Consider the following 357-nt stretch of genomic DNA (forward strand, 5'->3'; position numbering starts at 1 on the left):
GCGCATGTCGGGCGTGGTGTCGATCAGCACCCGCGTGGTGCCCGACTGGGCGACCCGCTCGACCAGCATCGAACAGCGCAGCCGGTGGTTCTTCGGATTCGCCGGGTCGCAGTCGCCCCAATTGTTGCCGATGCGCGGCACGCCCCCCGAGGAGCCGCAGCCGAGGATCGTGAAGCGCATCCGACTCATGCAGCGATGCTCCCCCGCTCGCCATGCTCGGCGGCTTTCCAGAACAGGCGGTCGAAATTGGCCTGCGTCGCGGCGGCGAATTCCTCGAGCGGCAGGCCGAAGACATCGGCGCCGACCTTGGCGGTGTGGGCCGTATAGGCAGGTTCGTTGCGCTTGCCGCGATAGGGC

1 pseudogene is annotated in these 357 nt (G+C 68.3%); it reads right to left on the minus strand.

From position 1 onward, the window contains the following. A pseudogene (locus B3D39_RS13660) lies at positions 1 to 189 on the minus strand (MBL fold metallo-hydrolase); the annotation flags it as partial. Between the last annotated feature and the right edge of the window lie 168 nt (positions 190 to 357).

This window comes from Thioclava sp. UBA3469 (assembly GCF_002378135.1).
Lineage (GTDB): Bacteria > Pseudomonadota > Alphaproteobacteria > Rhodobacterales > Rhodobacteraceae > Thioclava > Thioclava sediminum.